This is a genomic window from Pelomonas lactea (assembly GCF_043555885.1).
GTDB classification, from domain to species: Bacteria; Pseudomonadota; Gammaproteobacteria; order Burkholderiales; family Burkholderiaceae_C; genus Pelomonas; species Pelomonas lactea.
Map to the genome: position 1 here is coordinate 600,409 of NZ_JBIGHX010000002.1, position 16,605 is coordinate 617,013.

Sequence of the window (16,605 nt, forward strand, 5' to 3'; positions counted from 1 at the left end):
AACATGAAATGGCTACTCGCCCTGCTGCTTGCAGGGTCCGCACATGCGCAGAACCTCAGCTACCTCGGCCAGCAGATCGTGCCCACCAGCGCGACCTTCCGCGGCCTGCCGATCGGGGGGCTGTCCAGCATCGACTATGTCGCCGCCACCGGCCACTACCTGGCCATCTGCGACGACCGCAGCGACCGCGGCCCGGCGCGCTTCTATGAGCTGACGCTGGACCTGTCCAAGTTCCGCCGCAGCGCCGACCCTGGCGACGCAGGCGTCGGCTGGGTCAACATGACCACCGTCCTCGACACCAACGGCCAGCCCTTCGGCCGCAACATGGTGGACCCCGAAAGCCTGCGCCTGGACACGCGACGCAACCTCATCTACTGGGCCAACGAGGGCCAGCGCAGCGCGGGCAGCATGCAGAACCCGACGATGCGCCGCATGCACCCCGATGGCCGCCCGGCCGGCGAGTTCGCGGTGCCGAGCTACTACAACCCCGTGGGCAGCGCCGGCGGCCTGGCCGCGGGCGACATGGGCGTCTACAACAACCTGGCCTTCGAGAGCGTGGCCATCACGCCCGACGGCAAGACGCTGTGGACCATGAGCGAGAACGGCCTCGCGCAGGACAGCGCGCCCACCGCGGTGGGCCGGCCCAGCCGCGCGCGCATGCTGTCGTTCGACCTGGACACCGGCAAGCCCGGCGCCGAGTACGTCTACGACGTGGCGCCGGTGCCGTTCGCGCCGGCCCGCGCGGGCGACTTCGCCACCAACGGCGTGCCGGACATGCTGGCGCTGTCCAGCACCGAGTTCATCGTCATCGAGCGCGCCTTCGCGGTGGGCGCCGTGACGCCCGGCGTCGCCGCGTCCACGAAGCAGCCCACCAGCAACACCATCAAGCTCTACCGCATCGACACGCGCGGCGCGACGGACGTGTCCGGCTGGCCCAGCATCAAGGGCCGCGACGTGGTGCCGGTCAAGCGCACCATGCTGCTGGACCTGTCCTCGCTGACCAACGACGACGGCAGCGTGCTGGCGCTGGACAACATCGAGGGCATCACCTTCGGGCCGCTGGTGGACGGCAAGCGCACGCTGATCCTGGTGTCCGACAACAACTTCAATCCGGCGCAGTTCACGCAATTCATCGCATTGCAGATCGATTGACCCCTCGCCTGGTCGCGCCACGCTGAACGCAGGCGCGCCCAGTCGGTCTTGCAGACCGCGCTGCGTCTCACGCCGCAGCCCTTCGGCAGGCACATCGTGCCCACTGGGCAAAATGTGTCCGGCCTCAGCCCCCGAGGGGACGGCGATGCTCGCGGCGTTGAGCCGCTCGCACATCGCCCTGCGGGCCGGCTTGGGGCGGCCCGGCGCTCGGCCCGAAAGACTCCTTCAGATGCATCCCATTCCCTGGCGCTCCTACGCGCTGCTGGCCACCAGCATGACGCTGGTGGGCAGCTATGTGGGCCTGTCCAAGCTGCTGGTGGCGGCGTTCCCGGTCTTTCTGCTGGCCGGCCTGCGCTTCGGCTTTGCGGCGCTGCTGATGCTGCCGTGGCTGAAGAAGCCGGCGCACGAGGCGCCGCTGGATGCGCGCTCGCGGCTGCTGCTGTTCCTCGAATCCTTCCTCGGCAACTTCCTGTTCTCCATCTGCATGCTGTTCGGCCTGCGGCAGAGCTCGGCCGTGGTGGCGGGCGTCATCATGGCCGGCATCCCGGCGGCGGTGGCGCTGCTGAGCCGGGTCTTCCTGCGCGAACAGCTGGGCACGCGCACGCTGGCGGGCATCGCCTGCGCCGTGGGCGGCATCGCGCTGGTGGCCACCGGCAAGCATGGCGGCGCCGACACGACGCTCGTGGGGGCGCTGCTGCTCATCGCCGCCGTGCTGTGCGAGGCCTGCTACGTCGTCATCGGCAAGCAGCTGACGGCCGGGCTGGGCCCGAAGCGCATCAGCGCGTTGATCAACCTGTGGGGGCTGGTGCTGGTCACGCCGCTGGCGATCTGGCAGGGCCTGAGCTTCGATTTCTCGGCGCCCCGCGTGCAGGACTGGGGGCTGCTGGCCTACTACTCGGCCACGGCCAGCGTCATCACCGTGTGGCTGTGGATGGCCGGCCTGCGCGGCCTGCCCGCCGCCAAGGCCGGCGTCTTCAGCGTGTTCCTGCCCGTCACAACCGCGCTCGTCGGCCTGGCGCTGGGCGAAGGCCTGTCCACCCAGCAGGCGCTGGCCTACGGCCTGGCGCTGGCGGGCGTGCTGCTGGCCACCTGGCCGGCGAAACCGGCGCATCGGTAGGATGCCGGCATGTCCCTGGAAGCCGACCTCGCCCGCTGGCGCGAGCACCTGACCCGATTCGCCGCCCTGCTGGGCAGCCCGCCGGACCGCCACGCCGCACCGGCGCCCGAGGCCGTGCCGGACCACTGCCTGATCTTCGCGCCGCATCCCGACGACGAATGCATCGTCGGCGCGCTGCCGCTGCGGCTGCGCCAGGAAGCCGGCTGGCGCGTCACCAACGTGGCCGTCACGCTGGGCAGCAATGCCGAGCGCCGGGAGGCGCGCTGGGCCGAGCTGCTGGACGCCTGCGGCGTGCTGGGCTTCGGCTGCATGCGCGTTGGCGAGCAAGGCCTGTCCGACGTGCGCGCCGATGCCGTGCAACCCGGCCAGGTGCAAGCCCTGGTCGCCCTGCTCGCCGAGCACCGCCCTGCCCTCGTGCTTGCACCGCACGCGCTGGATGACAACCCCAGCCACCGCGGCGTGCACCAGCTCGTCGTGCAGGCCATCGCCGCCGCGAAGCTGGACACGGTGCTGGCGCTGACCGAGTTCTGGTCCACGCAGGCCGCGCCCAACGCGCTCGTCGAGTCCAGCATCGCCGATACCGCCCGGCTCATCGCCGCGCTGGAGCGGCACACGGGCGAGATCGAGCGCAACCCGTATCACCTGCGCCTGCCGGCCTTCCTGGCCGACGCCGTGCGCCGCGGCGGCGAACTGGTGCTGGGCGCCGGCGAGGCACCGCCCGACTTCGCCTTCGCCACCCTCTACCGCCTCGTCGCCTGCCGCGCCGGCCAGCCTGCGGGCGATCTGCCGCGCCGCGTCTTGCCCGCCGACCGGGCACTCTCTTCCGCACTGCTCACGCACTGACCCATGTCCAGCCAGCCGACTTCCATCCGCATCCACCAGTTCGCCGGCCTGCAGCCCGGCCCGCGTTTCCTCGTGACCGGGGCGGTGCATGGCAACGAGATCCACGGCACCCGGGCGATGACCGAGATCATTCGGCAGCTGGATGCCGGCGAGCTGACGCTCAAGCGCGGCACGCTGACCTGCGTGCCCATCGTCAACCCGCTGGCCAACCAGCTGAACCGCCGCGAGGGCGACCGCAACCTGAACCGCAACCTGCGCCCACCCGTCATTGCGCAGGACTTCGAGGACCGCGTCGCCCGCGTGCTGTGCCCGCTGATCGCGCAACACGACGGCATCCTGGACCTGCACAGCTTCCAGGGCAACGGCCCGGCGTTCGCGATGATCGGCCCGCGCAACAACAGCGGTGAGCTGGAGCCGTTCTCCCAGGAGGCCACCGAGTCCGCGCTGGCCGCCGCCTTGGGCGTCACGCGCATCGTCGAGGGCTGGCTGTCGACCTACGCCTTGGGCATCGCCCGCCGCCAGCAGCGCAGCCACGATGGCTCGCGCCGCGCATCGCTGATCTCCGACCCGCACTACGGCGTCGGCACCACCGAGTACATGCGCTCCACCGGCGGCTGGGCCATCACGCTGGAATGCGGCCAGCACCTGGACGCAGGAGGTCCCGAGGTCGCGCGGCTGGCCATCCTGCGCGCGCTGGTGTTCCTGGGCATGCTGGACGAGAGCGCCGTCCAAGCGCACCAGCCCGCGCAACCGCCCGAGGTGCTGCAGCTCTACGACGTCATCGACCGCGAGGACATGGGCGACAGCTTCGAGCAGGCCTGGGCCAGCTTCGACGCCATCGCGCGCGGCCAGAAGATCGGCACGCGCGCCAATGGCGAGGCCGTGCTGGCGCCCAGCGAGGGGCGCATCGTCTTCCCGAACGTCAAGTCGCTGCCGGGCACCGAATGGTTCTACCTGGCGCGCCCCAGCGACCGCAAGCTCTGAGCGGAGAAGGCAGCGCGGCCGTGATGCACAGGAGCCGGCCGCTGCATGCCGTGCTGATCCTGGCGGTGATTGCCGCCGGCCTCGCGTCGCGCGCGTTCCCGTGGCTGCTGCCCGAGGTGCTCGGCAAGTACCCGGGCGATGCGCTGTGGGCGCTGATGGTGCTGCTGCTCTGGGGTGGCGCGCGGCCCGCATGGCCCGTCGGCCGCGTGGCCGCCGCGGCGCTGGCCACGTCGTTCGCCGTCGAGTTCAGCCAGCTCTACCAGGCAGACTGGATCAACGCGGTGCGGCACACGACGCCCGGGCACCTCGTGCTGGGCTCCACCTTCCACGCGCCGGACCTGCTGGCCTACACGGTCGGCGTGGCGCTGGGCGCCGTGCTGGATGCGCTGCTGCTGCGCGTCAGCCCATGGTGCCGCGCGCCTGCATCGCCTCGCGCCAGCGGCGCAGATGCGGGTGCTCGTCGCCCGGCTTGATCTTCACCACCCGCGCAAAGTCCACGGCCACGACGGCCGTGATGTCGACAACGCTGAACTGCTCAGCCGCGATGAAGTCCCGGCCGGCGAGGCGCTCGTCCAGCGCCGTGAAGAACCGCTGCACGCGCGCCAGGCCGCGCTGCGCCAGCTCGGGGATCTGCGCGTAGTCCACCGGCCCGGTCAGCGCGCGGCCGGCCATCGCCGGGCTGCTGTTGCGGAACGCCTCCGCAATCGCGGCCAGCCCTTCGAACTCGACGCGCCACTGCCAGCCGGCGATCTCGGCCTTGTCCAGCGCCGTGCGGCCCAGCAGCGGTGGCTCGGGGAAGCGCGCCTCCAGGTAGGCCGCGATGGCGGCGTTGTCGGTCAGCACCGGGCCTTCGTCGGTCACCAGCGCGGGCACGGTGCACTGCGGGTTGATGCGCCGGAAGGCCTCGCCCAGCTGCTCGCCGCTGCGCAGGTCCACCTGCACGGTCTCGTGCGGCACGCGCTTCTCGGCCAGCAGGATGCGCGCGCGGCGCGGGCTGGGGGCGGTGGCGCAGTCGTAGAGGGTGATCATGCTGCCGGCGCCAGCTTGTCCTGCGTCCGCAGCTCGAAGTCGCTGGCGTCATGGCGCTCGTGCAGCTGGTTGTGCGGCTCGCCCCAGGTGCGGTTGACCTTGCGGCCGCGCTGCACGGCCGGGCGCTGCGCGATCTCGTCGGCCCAGCGGATGACGTGCCCGTACTCGTGCACGGACAGGAACTCGCCCGCGCCGTAGAGCTGGCCCTTGGCCAGCGCGCCGTACCAGGGCCAGGTGGCCATGTCGGCGACGGTGTAGTCGTCGCCCGCAAGAAACCGGCGCTCGGCCAGCAGGCGGTTCAGCACGTCCAGCTGGCGCTTGACCTCCATCGCGTAGCGGTCGATGGGGTACTCCTGCTTGGTGGGCGCGTAGGCATAGAAATGCCCGAAGCCGCCCCCCAGGAACGGCGTGCTGCCCATCTGCCAGAACAGCCAGCTCAGGCACTCCGCGCGCGCCGCACCGTCCGCCGGCAGGAAGGCGCCGCCGAACTTCTCGGCGAGGTACACGAGGATGGCGCCGGACTCGAACACGCGCACCGGCTCGGCTCCGCTGCGGTCCACCAGCGCCGGGATCTTGGAGTTCGGGTTGGCGGCGACGAAGCCGCTGCCGAACTGCTCACCCTCGTTGATGCGGACGAGCCAGGCGTCGTACTCGGCGCCCGTGTGACCGGCCTCCAGCAGCTCCTCCAGCATGACGGTCACCTTGACGCCGTTGGGCGTGCCCAGCGAGTACAGCTGCAACGGGTGTTTGCCGACCGGCAGCACCTTGTCGTGCGTGGGCCCGGCGACGGGGCGGTTGATGTTGGCGAACTGGCCGCCGTTGGCCTTGTTCCAGGTCCAGACCTGGGGCGGGGTGTAGTCGGTCATCGATGCGTCGGGGATGTCAGGCCGGCAACGCTAGCGCAAAAGCCAATTTCCCATTCTTCTTGACGTGATAGAGCGCCTCGTCGGCCGCCCGCACCAGCAGCCGAGGCTCCGTGCCATGCGTGGGCAGGCAGGCCACGCCGATGCTGACGCCCACGCTCACCTCCTCGCCGGTGGACAACCGGATGGGCCGCGACAGACCATCCAGCAGCGCCTGCATGACCTGCACCAGCACCGCGTCGCCCGGCCCCACGTCGCGCAGCGCGACGAGGAACTCGTCGCCGCCCAGGCGCGCCACGAGATCGGACGAACGCCGCACCGCGGCCCGCATGCGCTCGGCGCAGGCCACCAGCACCTCATCGCCAGCCGCATGGCCGTGCGTGTCGTTGATCCGCTTGAAGCCATCGAGGTCGATGCAAGCCACGCTGAGCAGGCCGCCACGGGCGCGCGCATCGGCAACGAAGCGCGCCAGCACCGTCTGGCCGGCGCCGCGGTTCTTCAGCTGCGTCAGTGCGTCATGCTCGGCCAGGTGGCGCACGGCGTTCTCGTCGCTCTTGCGCTCGGTGATGTCGTAGATGACGCCCTCCACCGTCCGCGCGCCCTCGCGCGGCACCGACACCAGGCAGTGCACCCAGCGCCGCTGGTCGCCCTGCACCGCCAGCTCCAGGTCGGCCGACACCGTCTCGCCGCGCCGCGCCGCCTCCGCGATCATCTGCCGCACCTGCTCGGGGCGACTGAAGACGCCGCCGACGAAATCGTGCTGGCCCAGCAGGCGCAGCTCGTCCAGCGGCAGGCCCACCAGGCGCGACACCGTCGGGTTGCCGTTGATGAGGCGGCCGGCGTCGTCCAGCACGAAGATGCCAGCGCTGCTGGCGTCGAAGATCTGGCGGTACTGCGCCTCCATCGCCTCCACCTCGGCCCGCAACGCGCGTTCGGTCTGCAGCTGCCGCTCGTTGGCGTCCAGCAGCGCGTTGGCGCCGGCGATCAGCACGCCGATCTCGTCGGCCGCATGGCTGTCAGGCGTCTGCAAGCGCTCGCCGCTGCCCGGCGTCATGCGGCGCAGCGCGCTGGCCAGGCGCACGATGGGGCTGGACACCAGCCGCGCGGCCAGCAGGTACAGCATCAGCGCCAGCAGCGCCGCCTGGCCCGCCATCGCCGCGGCCAGCGTGTAGGCCTCCTGGTTGGCGCCGGCGCGCACCCGCGCGTCGTTCAGGCGGATGCGCAGCTGGCCCAGGTGCTCCCGCGCGTCAAAGGGCGACACCAGCGGACGCGTCAGCAGCGTCGCGTCCGCGTGCTCGCTGGCCCCCTTGCGCACCGCCTTGGCCAGCGCCCGGCCGTCGGCGGCCACCACCTCCACCACATCCACCAGCTCGTTGCGCGCCAGGCCGCCGGTCACCTCCTGCAGCAGCACCTCGTCCCGGGCATAGGCGCCGATGGCCAGCGTCGCCTCCACCGCCGTGGCCAGCGCCTGCACGCTGCTGCGGCTGCTGGCCAGCGCGCGGGCCTGCCCCAGCTGGTAGGCAATGCCCGCGGCCACCAGCGCCAGCAGCGTCGCGCTGGCAAACACCAGCAGCATGAAGCGCAGCTGCAGGCTGTTGGCACCTCGCACCCGCGGTGCAGGCGTCGTCATTTGGCGGCCGCCTCCTTCAGGACCAGCACCGTGCGCAAGCCCGGCTCCGTCGGCTCGCGGCCCAGCCAGCCCAACGCGCTGGGGTTGCGGCGCAGCAAGCCCGCCATGGCCGCCTCGTCGGGCAGCGACTGTGGCGGCACGCTCTGGCCCGAAAACATCAGCCGTGACCAATAACTGTTGACCTGCGCGGCGCTCATGCCCGTCAGCGCCTGGTAGAAGGCGGCGCGGCGCGGGTGGTCGCGCGGCAGGTCGAAGATCAGCGCCAGCTCGCCATTGGCAAAGGCGCGGCTGCGGCCCATGAACAGGTCCACCGCCTCCTTCTGTGTCAGCGCGCGCTGCGGGTTGCTGGCGTTCACGACCACGTAGAAGTCCGCCCGGGCCGGCAGCGCCGGCAGCAGGGCCAGCAGCATGGCGGCGAGGCAGTGGCGGCGATGGCAGGCGGCCATGGCGGTCAGAAGATGAAGTCGACGGCCGCCGTCGCCACCCGGGCCCGCCCCGGCGGCCCGGCCACGCCGGCCCACAACGCCCCGCCGCCCGGCGCCACGCTCACGCGGTCCCACTGCAGCTTCAGTGCGGCCTGGGCGTGGAAGTCCCAGCGCAGGCCCACCGACCAGCTGGACTGCACCAGCCTGCCACCATTGAGCACCGCCACCACGGCCTTGCCCAGCCCCTGCGCCTCGGCGGCGGCCGCCGCACCCAGCACCGGCGTCAGCACCTGCTGCCAGGCTGGAACGTCAAGCGCGGCAACCGCATTGCGGGAGCGGCCATGGCCGACGAAGGGTGTCCAGTCGGCCAATCGATAGCCCAGCATCGCGTAGAACGTGCGCTCCACCGTCAGCGGTGGGGCCGACACATGCACGAACTCGGCGCTGCCCTGCCACGCGCTGCCCTCGTAGCGCAGGCCCACCTCGGTGAACCGCGCCTGGATGCCGTTGGCGCCCAGCCGCTCGCGCAACTGCTGAGCCGGCGCTGCCACCGCCGGCAGCGGCAGCGCTGCGAGCTGGCCCAGCGCCGCCAGCGCAGAGCGCCGCGCGTCGTCCTGCCTGAAGTCGATACGCGCCCGGGCAATGCTGGCGCGCAGCAGCCAGCCGCCCTGCTCGCGCGACACCATGCCGCCCAGCACCGAGTTCAGCCGGCCAGCCTCGGAGAAGTCCACATCGCCGATGCGTGTGGCGCCGGCCAGCAGCTTTGCGCGCCACTGCGCGTCGCCAGCCAGCCAGCTGCGCGCGACATCACCGCCGTCCAGCGTGGTGGGCAGGCGGGCATAGAACTCCACCGGCGGGCGGATGCTGAGGAAGCCGAACCCGACGTTGCGGTAGTCCGCCATCAGGAAGGTGTCGACATTGACCCGGCCCGCGCGCAGCGTCCATTCAGCATCGGGCCGGTAGCTGGCGTAGGCCCATTCCAGCGCATCGGCATCCCCGGCGAAGGCGCCACGCCTCTTGGCGATGCCCTGGGCCACCAGTTCCAGCGACGGGCCGACGCTGACGTTCGCCTGCACGCCCAGCCGGGTGTCGGCATCCCAGCGCCACCGGGCCGGCCGGGCGGGCTGGGTCAGCTCGCGCCGGAATCCCCAGGTCGCGGGCGCCTGCACTTCGCTGACGGCCAGCGTGCCAAACCCGCTGATTCGCAACCCGGTCATGGCGGGCCGCTCGGGCTCCTGGGCAGCGGCGGCGCCAGCGCAGGCCGCCAGGCTCGCGAGCAGGCCGCGTGTCCAGGAGCTGCGATGTCCGGAGCGCATGAGGGGCATGGCGGAAAGCGTGTTGCCGTGCAGTTAGCAAGTATTAGCCCCCGTCTTTCCCGGCTTCACAAGCCCCCCTGCCGCTCCATTTGCAACCCCGTCACATTTGCGACCACCTTGCAAGCGCCGGGGTTGAAGCCCGGCGCCGAGAATGCCGGCCATGCGTATCGACTTCATCTCCGACATCGTCTGCCCCTGGTGCGCCATCGGGCTGTATTCGCTGGAAACCGCCGCGGCGCGCATCCCTGGGCTGGTGCTGGACCTGCATTTCCACCCCTTCGAACTGAACCCGGGCATGGGCCCCGACGGGCAGGACATCGAGGAGCACCTGGCCGAGAAATACGGCGCCAGCCCGACCCAGCTGGCCGGCACGCGCGAGGCCATCCGCGAGCGCGGTGCGGCGCTGGGTTTCGAGTTCCGCATGGCAGCGCGCAGCCGCATCTACAACACCCGCGACGCGCATCGCCTGCTGCACTGGGCGGACGAGGCCTTCGGCGGCGCCGTGCAGCGCGCGCTCAAGGTCGGGCTGCTGAAGGCCTACTTCACCGACGGCCGCAATGTGTCCGACCCCGCCGTGCTGCTGGAACAGGCCGTGGCCGCCGGCCTCCCCGAGGCCCAGGCGCGCGAGCTGCTCGCCAGCCGGCGCTACGACGCCGAGGTGGCCGACGCCGAGGCGCAGGTGCATGCCCAGGGCATCCACGCCGTACCGGCCATCGTCGTGAACCAGCGCCACCTGATCCAGGGTGGCCAGTCGGTCGAGGTGTTCGAGCAGCTGCTGCGCCAGGTGATGGCGCAGGGCTGACGCGCCGGCATCCCCAGCGCTGGGGATGTGAGGCGGCCCCGTCGTCACTAGGCTCCAGGCCTCTCGCCAGGAGCTTCACGATGAAGAACTGCCTCGTTCTGACCGGCATGCTTGCTGCGGCCACCGCCATGGCCGCCACGCCCACCGCCGAGAACCCGTTCTACATCCGGCAGGCCAACAGCGCCAACAGCGGCAACCACGCCACCGGGGACATCGTCGTCTGGGGCGTGCAGAACGTGCAGCCGCCGGCGGGCAGCAGCTATGTCTATGGTGTCTCCGGCATCTGCCCCAACGGCAAGACCTGCGACGCCTTCGCCACCGACCCGGACTGGGTCAAGCAACGCCTCTTCGAACGCGACTGGACGCTGCTGCCGCACCAGTATTACGCGTCCACCGTCTACAACGCGGAGCAGACCGGCGCCCGGCTGCTGCTGCTGTCCGCCTCCAGCGGCTTTCCGCGCGCCAACACCAGCTTCATCTGGACGCCGACGCTGGGCGACGTGGGCGCCATGCCGTTCGTGCAGTCCATGAGCATCAACGGCGCCGGCCTCACGCCCACGATCAGCTGGACGCTGCCCGCCAGCACGCCCAACGGCATCGACCAGATGCGCATCCGCGTGCAGGACGCCAGCCACCCAGTCACCGTCGAGGCCCGTTTCGGCGCTGCCACCAGCTTCCAGCAGTCCGACCTGATCTGGCAGAGCCCCGCGCTGGGCAGCACCAGTTTCACGCTGCCGGCCGGCGTGCTGAGCTTCGGCACCAGCTACGCCATCAGCATCGACCTGTCCCACACCCGCGCCGACGGCACGGTGGCGTCGCGCTCCAGCTCCTACTTCGACTTCACGCCCATCAACCCGGCCACGCTGCCCGGCAATGTCAGCAACATCGCACTGCCGACACTGCAACCTGTGCCCACCAGCAGCGGCGCCTTGGCCGGGCCGGTGTATGGGTTTCACGTCGACAACGTGGGGCCCGACCACATCACCTTCATCGACCCCGTCGTCGCCACCGGCTTCAGCTACGCCACCGGCGCGGGCGACCCCAACTTCAAGGCCGTGCAGGTGGCCAGCAACGTCGGCGACGGCCTGTACGAGGTGTGGACCTGGAACGCCGGCGCGTGGCAGCTCAGCGCTGGCGGCGTGGCCGCGGGTGCCAGCTTCGACTTCGTCGCCCACGGCTTCGCCGGCGGCGTGGATCGTTTCCAGATCCGCGGCATCGAGGCCTCGGCCAACGTGAATGCGTTCGACGTGACCGGCTTCGTCACCGGGCTGAGCTTCGTGGCGCCGGGCAGCTTCACCGGCACCATGCAGGCCATCACGACGGCGGTGCCCGAACCCGCACCTTATGCCCTGTGGCTGGCCGGCGCCGCGGCGCTGCTCGTGGGGTGGCGGCGCCAGACCTGAGACAATCCAGCCCTGCATTCCGAAGCCCGCCGCTGGCGGGCTTCTTGTTTCTTCAGCGCCCATGTTCAAGAACCTGATCACCTACCGCATCGGCGAAGGCTGGACGGCCGACGCCCAACTGCTCGGCGAACAACTCGCCAAGGAACCCTTCCTGGCCTGCGCCCCCACCCAACCGCTGGCCGTGGGCTGGGCGCCGCCGCGCGGCGTCGAGCACGCGCCGCTCGTCGAGGTCGTCGACGGCCACTGGCTCATCAAGCTCAAGCGCGAGGCACGGCTGCTGCCGTCCTCCGTCGTGCAGGAGCGCGTCGACGAGCTGGCCGAGCACATCGAGGAAACCACCGGCCGCAAGCCCGGCAAGAAGGCCAAGAAGGACCTGAAGGAACAGGCCACGCACGAGCTGCTGCCGCGCGCGTTCACGAAGACCTCGGCCACGCAGGTGTGGATCGCGCCCGCGCAAGGCCTGCTGTTCGTCGACGCCGGCTCCAGCAGCCGCGCCGACGAGGTCGTCACGATGCTGATCCAGGCCAGCCCCGGCCTGAGCCTGCAGCTGGTGCAGACCGCCGAAAGTCCCGCGGCCTGCATGGCCGCCTGGCTGCTGGACGGCGTGACGCCCGAAGGCTTCCAGATCGAGCGCGAGTGCGAGTTGAAGGGCAGCGACGAGCAGAAGCCCGTCGTGCGCTACGCCCGCCATCCGCTGGACATCGACGAGGTGCGCGCCCACCTGACCAGCGGCAAGATGCCCACGCGGCTGGCGCTGTCCTACAAGGAGCGCGTCGCCTTCACGCTGACCGAGGGTTTCGCGATCAAGAAGATCAGCTTCCTGGACCTGGCCTTCGAGGGCCGCGCCGAGGCCAGCGGCGACGAAGCCTTCGACGCCGACCTGGCGCTGGCCACCGGCGAGTTGAGCGGCCTGATCCCGGCGCTCATCGAGGGCCTGGGCGGCGAGCACGACTTTGCCGCCGGCGCCGCTCCGGCCCCGGTGCCCGCCAGCCTGCCCGACCCCACCGCGGCGGCCAGCGAGGATGCGCCGCCCTGGTGATCAGCGCAGGTCGTCCGCGCGCGGCTTGATGCCATAGGCGCGGAACAGCCGCTCCACGGCCCCCTCGCGCAGCAGCGCCTGGTGGGCCTCCTTCAGCTGCTGCCGGTCGGCGTCGCTGAAGCCGGCGCTGGCGGCCAGCCAGATCTCGCCCGACTCCAGCGTGACGCCCACCTGGTAGGCCGCGGGGTCGCGTCCGCTGCTGCGCACCTTGTCCAGGTTGATGACGTCGCCGCCGTAGATCGCGTCCACCACGCCACGATCCAGCATGCGCAGCATGTCGTCGACGCTGCTGGCCTGCGTCACCTGGCCGGTGCTGAAGCCGTGGCGCTGCAACTGCGCCAGATTGGGCGAGCCGCGCAGCACCGCCAGGCGCAGCTGACGTGCCTGCTCAAGCCCCGCCACCAGCGGCTGGCCGCTGCGGTTGATGAACACGAAGTGCTGCACGTACAGCTTGAGCAGCCACTGGAACTGCGGGTCGCGCTCTGGCGTGCGCGTCAGCGGCAGGATAGCGATGCGGGGCTGGTTGCTCGCCGTCGCCAATGCCCGCGCCCACGGGAAAAACTCCACGCGGGCAGGCTGGCCGCAGCGCTTGAGCAGCAGTTCGACAAGCTCCACCAACACACCGGGGCGCTCCGGCTGGCCGTCGACGGCAAACGGAGGCAGGTCACCAGAGACCACACGCAGCGGAGCCAGTGCCTCGGCGGCGCAGACCGGTGCGGCCAGGGTCAGCGCCGTCAGCAGGGACAGCAGGCGCGGTGACGGCACCGCGCAGGACAGGAAAAGCAAAGACATCCGCCCCATGCTGCCTGCCCGCAGGCGCGCTGGCAATGGCTGCAGACACGGCGTTCGCAGCCGGCTTCAGCGGCCCGCCGCCAGCGTGCCGCCAACCGCGCCGGCACGCGGCAGATAGCCCCGGGTGGCCAGCCGCCACGGGTCCAGCTCGCGGCGGTTGACCGGGTGGCCGCCGGCAATCTGGCCGGCCGTCCACGCCACACGCGCCCAGGCGCCGTCACCCAGCGCGTCGCGCCACGCAGCCAGCGCCGCCATCAGCCCCGGCTGCAGCCAGACGTCCCAGCAAGGCTCGTCCGGCGCCAGCCGCTTCAGCCCCATGTGCACCGCATCGGCCAGCAGCCGCAACCGCGCCTCGGCCACCGCGCTGCCGCAAGCCGGCAGCAGGCCGCGCAGCAGCCGGTTGCGCGACGCGGCCTGCCCCGCATTCAGCGTCAGCAGCCGCTGCAGCTGCTGCAGCGCCGTGCGCACCGACGTGGGCGGCAGCGGCGCACACAGCGGCAGCGCGGGCACGTCCAGCGGCCGGTCGGCGTGGGCCGGGCCCAGCATCAGCACGGCCAGGCGCAGCCACTCGCCGGGCGCGAGGCCGTGGGCCGCGTCGGCGCGTTGCGACAGCGCCCACACCTCGGCGAAGCCGCGCGTGCCCTTGGCGCGGTTCACGCGGGCCGACAGCATCGCCAGGTTGGACGCCGCGTAGGCGCCGTCGTTGTTGAGCCGGTCCACCGACGCGTCGCTGCCCAGCCGCGTGGCATGCGTCAGCGGCTGGCGGGTCACCGGGCAGTGGCTGACATCCAGCCGGCGCAGCAGCTCGACGGTGACGTCGGGCGCCACCGCCCGACCGCGGGCCAGCGCGCCCAGCCGCAGCTGCAGCCACTTGCGCACGAAGCGGTCGTCGTGGCGCGGCCGCGCGCCCTGCCCCGCAGTGGCGGCGGTGAAGCCCTCGCGCACGGCCTGCGGCCAGCCAGCCTGCGGTGCGATGGCGCTGAGCCGGTGCAGGTCGTGGCCGAGGCGCCGCCCCGCCTCGACCGCGTCGAAGTCGTCGCTGTTCATCCCCATCTCCGGGCTGTGCCGGCGGCAGCATCCGCGCCGCCGGGCAGGCGTCAGAACCCCAGTTTGAAGGTCACGCGCACGGTGCGCGGCTCGGCGGGGTGGATGTGCCGGTCGGCCACCGGCGCGGCCTCGCCCGGCAGCCGCGACTCGTAGAAGTACTCGATGTCGTTGACCTTGCGGTTGCCCAGGTTGAAGACGTCGAGCGTCACCTCGGCCCTGTCCCACAGCTTGCGGCTGACGCGCAGGTTGGTCGTCAGCGACGAGCGCGAGCGCACGCTGTTGTCCTCGATGAGCGCGCCCGAGCCCAGGTAGCGCCACTGCAGGCTGGCCGACCACGGGCCCAGCTCGCGCAGCGTGACGGCGACGGACGCGACCTTGTCGACCGCGTTGGGGATGCGGTTGCCGGCCGCGTCGGCATCGGAGAAGCGGGCATGCGTCCAGGCCAGGTCGGCGTCGATGAGCAGCCACGGCACCGGCACGTAGCGGTTGTTCCACTCGATGCCGCGGCGCCGCGTGGGCCGGCCGGCCTCGGTGGCGCCGGCATCGCCCACGTAGACCAGCTCGGAGTCGAAGTCCAGCTTCCACAGCGCCAGCGAGCTCTGCAGGCCCGGCAGCCATTCGGTGCGCGCGCCCAGCTCCAGGCCGCGAGCGGCCACCAGGCCCGGCACCTTGTCGACGGCCTCGCCGCTCTTCGGGTCCCGCGTGGCCGTGGTGCCGCGCGCGTCGTTGCTGTGGAAGCCGCGGCCGGCGTTGATGAAGAACTCGGTGCTGGCCCAGGGGCCGGCGATCAGCGACAGCTTGGGCGAGAACAGCCGCGCCGAGCTGCGGCCCGAGTTGGCACCGTTCGTGAGGCTGTCGACCTGGAAGCGCGCCTGGTCGGCCCGCAGCCCGGCGATGGCGCGCAGCCAAGAGGTCAGCTCGACGGCGGTCTGGCCGTACAGCCCCAGTTGCGTCTGGCGCACCTCGTCGTCGCGCGTGGTGTGGGTGATGCGGCGCTCCACGGTGTCGAACAGGCCCACGCGGATGCGGTCGTGGCGCAGCTGCGCGCCCACCTCGCTGCGCGCCGGCAGCCCGCCCAGCCGGTGCTCGACGGCATGGCTGAAACGGGCGCCGTAGACGCTGCGCCGGTCCTGCTGCAGGAACTGATCGCCGTCGTCGGGGCGCTCCAGCGCGTAGGTGAAGTTGGAGAACAGCTTCAGGCGGTAATTCATCGCATAGGCCGCGACGCGCGTCGCGTCGGCGTCCGTCACGCGATGCCATTCGCCGGACAGGCTGGCGCGGCGGGTCTCGCCACCGTCGCTCTTGTCCACGGCGTCGAAGCGGCCGAAGGGGCGACCGTTGAACGCGCCGGCATCGAGGAGCCGCTCGGGCACCTGGTCAGTCGAGCGCCATGTCGCGTCGTAGCCCATCAGGCTGGCGCGCCAGCCCTCGGCGCGCGTGCCGCCCGACAGCGTGACGACGCCGTTGCTCTTGCGCAGGTGCTCGGCCAGCGTCCACGGGCCGTCGTTGTGCTGCACCTCGACGGCGCCGAGCAGGTTCAGCCCGCCGCCCAACGCCGACGATCCAGCGCCGACGAAGCGCTGGAACTGGCGCTGGCCCAGCGTCAGCGCGGCGAAGCCCTCGTCCAGCGTGCGGCGGTAGGCGATGTCGGCCGAGCCGGCGGCGGAGAAGTCGCCCGTCGTCGCGAAGTACGGGCCCTTGCGGTAGTCGATGCGCTCGACCAGCTCGGGGATCAGGAAGTTCAGGTCCGAGTAGCCCTGGCCGTGGCCGTGCGTGGGCATGTTGACCGGCAAGCCGTTGACCGTGGTGGCGAAGTCGGTGCCGTGGTCGAGGTTGAAGCCGCGCAGGAAGTACTGGTTGGCCTTGCCGTCGCCGGAGTGCTGCGTGACGATGACGCCGGGCACGAACTCCAGCACCTCGCCGGGCCGCAGCGCGGGGCGGCTCTTCAGCAGCTCGGCGCGGATGCTGCCTTGCGACGCGGCATCGGCGCTGCCGATGGCGTTGTCGTAGTGGCGGCCGGTGACTTCGACCTTCTCCAGCACGGCGGAGGCGACGAGCACGGGCGGCGCGGTCTGCGCGTGGGCGGTGGTGGTGGCGAGCAGGCAGGCGGCGGCCAGCAGCGTGGGCTGGTTGCGGCGGATCTTGGGCATGGGAAGTCTCGGC

Annotated in this window: 16 protein-coding genes; 8 read left to right on the top strand and 8 right to left on the bottom strand. The window is 71.6% G+C overall.

From position 1 onward, the window contains the following. The first annotated feature begins 3 nt into the window (after nt 1–3). From ACG04Q_RS06985 to ACG04Q_RS07005, 5 genes are all read left to right on the top strand, one after another. Entirely contained in the window at nt 4–1,152 is a 1,149-nt protein-coding gene (locus ACG04Q_RS06985) for an esterase-like activity of phytase family protein (RefSeq protein WP_394510176.1), read from the top strand. A 229-nt stretch (nt 1,153–1,381) separates the two neighbouring features. Further along, complete coding sequence (locus ACG04Q_RS06990; protein WP_394510177.1) at nt 1,382–2,269, top strand: DMT family transporter; 888 nt, start codon at nt 1,382–1,384, stop codon at nt 2,267–2,269. Between the two features lie 9 nt (nt 2,270–2,278). Continuing rightward, complete coding sequence (locus ACG04Q_RS06995; protein ID WP_394510178.1) at nt 2,279–3,112, top strand: PIG-L deacetylase family protein; 834 nt, start codon at nt 2,279–2,281, stop codon at nt 3,110–3,112. 3 nt (nt 3,113–3,115) lie between these two features. Beyond that, nucleotides 3,116–4,096, top strand: coding sequence for a succinylglutamate desuccinylase/aspartoacylase family protein (locus ACG04Q_RS07000; protein WP_394510179.1), 981 nt, complete (start codon nt 3,116–3,118; stop codon nt 4,094–4,096). Nucleotides 4,097–4,119: 23 nt separating this feature from the next. Next, nucleotides 4,120–4,569, top strand: a complete 450-nt coding sequence (locus tag ACG04Q_RS07005) for a ribosomal maturation YjgA family protein (RefSeq protein ID WP_394510481.1) — start codon at nt 4,120–4,122, stop codon at nt 4,567–4,569. Here the strand turns inward: ACG04Q_RS07005 and ACG04Q_RS07010 are convergent. From ACG04Q_RS07010 to ACG04Q_RS07030, 5 genes are read right to left on the bottom strand one after another with little or no spacing between them, the layout of a single operon-like run. Then, on the bottom strand, nt 4,496–5,125 hold the full coding sequence (locus ACG04Q_RS07010; protein ID WP_394510180.1) for a glutathione S-transferase family protein: 630 nt from the start codon (nt 5,123–5,125) through the stop codon (nt 4,496–4,498). The genes ACG04Q_RS07005 and ACG04Q_RS07010 overlap by 74 nt on opposite strands. Continuing rightward, the gene (gene yghU, locus ACG04Q_RS07015; RefSeq protein ID WP_394510181.1) at nt 5,122–5,991 is read right to left on the bottom strand and encodes a glutathione-dependent disulfide-bond oxidoreductase; all 870 of its coding nucleotides are present in this window, start codon (nt 5,989–5,991) and stop codon (nt 5,122–5,124) included. Before yghU ends, ACG04Q_RS07010 begins: the two co-directional genes overlap by 4 nt. Before the next feature lie 16 nt (nt 5,992–6,007). Beyond that, the gene (locus ACG04Q_RS07020; RefSeq protein ID WP_394510182.1) at nt 6,008–7,618 is read right to left on the bottom strand and encodes a diguanylate cyclase domain-containing protein; all 1,611 of its coding nucleotides are present in this window, start codon (nt 7,616–7,618) and stop codon (nt 6,008–6,010) included. After that, the gene (locus ACG04Q_RS07025) at nt 7,615–8,064 is read right to left on the bottom strand and encodes a hypothetical protein (RefSeq protein WP_394510183.1); all 450 of its coding nucleotides are present in this window, start codon (nt 8,062–8,064) and stop codon (nt 7,615–7,617) included. Before ACG04Q_RS07025 ends, ACG04Q_RS07020 begins: the two co-directional genes overlap by 4 nt. 5 nt (nt 8,065–8,069) lie before the next feature. Further along, nucleotides 8,070–9,368, bottom strand: a complete 1,299-nt coding sequence (locus ACG04Q_RS07030) for a porin (RefSeq protein ID WP_394510184.1) — start codon at nt 9,366–9,368, stop codon at nt 8,070–8,072. 151 nt (nt 9,369–9,519) lie between these two features. Between ACG04Q_RS07030 and ACG04Q_RS07035 the strand changes: the two genes are divergently transcribed. The 3 genes from ACG04Q_RS07035 to ACG04Q_RS07045 all read left to right on the top strand — a co-directional run bounded on the left by ACG04Q_RS07035 (nt 9,520) and on the right by ACG04Q_RS07045 (nt 12,603). Continuing rightward, nucleotides 9,520–10,161 (top strand): DsbA family oxidoreductase, encoded by a 642-nt coding sequence (locus ACG04Q_RS07035; protein ID WP_394510185.1) that lies wholly within the window; start codon nt 9,520–9,522, stop codon nt 10,159–10,161. An 80-nt stretch (nt 10,162–10,241) separates the two neighbouring features. Continuing rightward, complete coding sequence (locus ACG04Q_RS07040) at nt 10,242–11,564, top strand: PEP-CTERM sorting domain-containing protein (RefSeq protein WP_394510186.1); 1,323 nt, start codon at nt 10,242–10,244, stop codon at nt 11,562–11,564. Nucleotides 11,565–11,625: 61 nt separating this feature from the next. Then, nucleotides 11,626–12,603: a recombination-associated protein RdgC gene (locus ACG04Q_RS07045; RefSeq protein WP_394510187.1), complete on the top strand. Its 978-nt coding sequence runs from the start codon at nt 11,626–11,628 to the stop codon at nt 12,601–12,603. On the opposite strand, the gene ACG04Q_RS07050 is transcribed toward ACG04Q_RS07045, so the two are convergent. The 3 genes from ACG04Q_RS07050 to ACG04Q_RS07060 all read right to left on the bottom strand — a co-directional run bounded on the left by ACG04Q_RS07050 (nt 12,604) and on the right by ACG04Q_RS07060 (nt 16,592). Then, nucleotides 12,604–13,395, bottom strand: coding sequence for a substrate-binding periplasmic protein (locus ACG04Q_RS07050; protein WP_394510188.1), 792 nt, complete (start codon nt 13,393–13,395; stop codon nt 12,604–12,606). Between the two features lie 66 nt (nt 13,396–13,461). Further along, entirely contained in the window at nt 13,462–14,442 is a 981-nt protein-coding gene (locus ACG04Q_RS07055) for a hypothetical protein (RefSeq protein ID WP_394510189.1), read from the bottom strand. Nucleotides 14,443–14,492: 50 nt separating this feature from the next. Next, the gene (locus ACG04Q_RS07060; protein ID WP_394510190.1) at nt 14,493–16,592 is read right to left on the bottom strand and encodes a TonB-dependent receptor; all 2,100 of its coding nucleotides are present in this window, start codon (nt 16,590–16,592) and stop codon (nt 14,493–14,495) included. Nucleotides 16,593–16,605: the final 13 nt, after the last annotated feature.